The 1,348-nt window shown below is 63.2% G+C and carries 1 pseudogene and 1 other annotated feature; the pseudogene reads right to left on the reverse strand.

Annotation, left to right across the window (positions count from 1 at the left end):
• Nucleotides 1–58: 58 nt before the first annotated feature.
• Nucleotides 59–1,301, reverse strand: a pseudogene (locus EZM81_RS17935) (transposase); the annotation flags it as partial.
• Nucleotides 866–1,020 (reverse strand) — a sequence feature (AL1L pseudoknot). Its footprint overlaps the pseudogene before it by 155 nt.
• Nucleotides 1,302–1,348: the final 47 nt, after the last annotated feature.

A 1,348-nucleotide genomic window follows, 5' to 3' on the forward strand; every position in this document is an offset into this window, starting at 1 on the left:
TGAACCGCGCCGGGTTTGCCGGAGGCTGATTTCGGTTAGTTACGCGGCCATGGGTTCAGTTTCCAGAGTTGCGTGAAGTTGGCCTCAGCTTCGGCGGGATGTTCCCGATGGGCTTCAACAGGCGGCGGTTGTTGAACCAGTCGACCCATGCGAGGGTTGCGTATTCGACGGCCTCGAAGCTGCGCCACGGACCACGACGGTGGATGACCTCGGCCTTGAAGAGCCCGTTGATCGTCTCGGCCAGCGCATTGTCATAGCTGTCGCCGACGCTGCCGACCGAGGGTTCGATACCTGCTTCTGCGAGGCGTTCCGTGTAGCGGATGGACAGATACTGGCTGCCGCGGTCGCTGTGGTGAACCAGTCCCATGCCCTTTGCCGGGCGGCGTTCATGGACTGCCTGTTCGAGGGCATCGAGGACGAAACCCGCATGGGCCGAAGTGCTGACCCGCCAGCCCACGATGCGGCGGGCGTAGGCATCGATGACGAAGGCGACATAGACGAAGCCTCTCCAGGTGGCGACATAAGTGAAGTCGCTGACCCACAGCATGTTCGGTGCCGGAACACGGAACTGGCGGTTCACCTTGTCCAGCGGACACGGTGCCTTCTTGTCCGGAATCGTCGTCCGGTGCGGCTTTCCACGGATAATCCCTTGAATACCCATGCTCTTCATCAGCCGTGCCACCGTGCAGCGCGCGACATCAAAGCCCTCTCGGACAAGCTGTCGCCAGACCTTCCGGACACCATAGACCCGCCAGTTCTCCTCGAACACGCGAAGGATCTCGGGGCGCAGCGCGTCGTCCTGACGTGCCCGAGCCGACAGCCGGGACGGGTCGGCCCGCTTCGCCAGATGATCATAGCAGGTGGACGGGGCGATCGGCAGCATGTTGCAGATCGGCCTTCGCCATCGGGCTCGAACCGATGGCGCCGCGATGGCTCAGCCCCGTGCGCATTCCGATGCGCGTCGATGAAACCCACCATCACTTCGACCGGCGGTCGAGCTCCGCCATCGCAAAATACGCGCTGGCCTTGCGCAGAATCTCGTTGGCCTGGCGCAACTCGCGGTTCTCCCGCTCGAGCGCCTTCATCTTCTCGGCCATCTCGCTGGAGACACCGGCCCGCTTGCCGCTGTCGACCTCGGCCTTCTTGACCCAGTCGTTCAGCGTCTGGGGTGTGCAGCCGATCTTCGCCGCGATCGACATCACCGCCTGCCAGCGCGACGGATGTTGGGCCTCGTTGTCGAGAACCAGCCGCACCGCGCGCTCGCGCACCTCAGGGGAAAACTTGTTCGTGGTATTGCTCATGATGCTCCATCCTACTCAAGAGTTGGAGCCTCCGGAAAACCCGGCGC

This window comes from Tabrizicola sp. YIM 78059 (assembly GCF_004959785.1).
Lineage (GTDB): Bacteria > Pseudomonadota > Alphaproteobacteria > Rhodobacterales > Rhodobacteraceae > Tabrizicola > Tabrizicola caldifontis.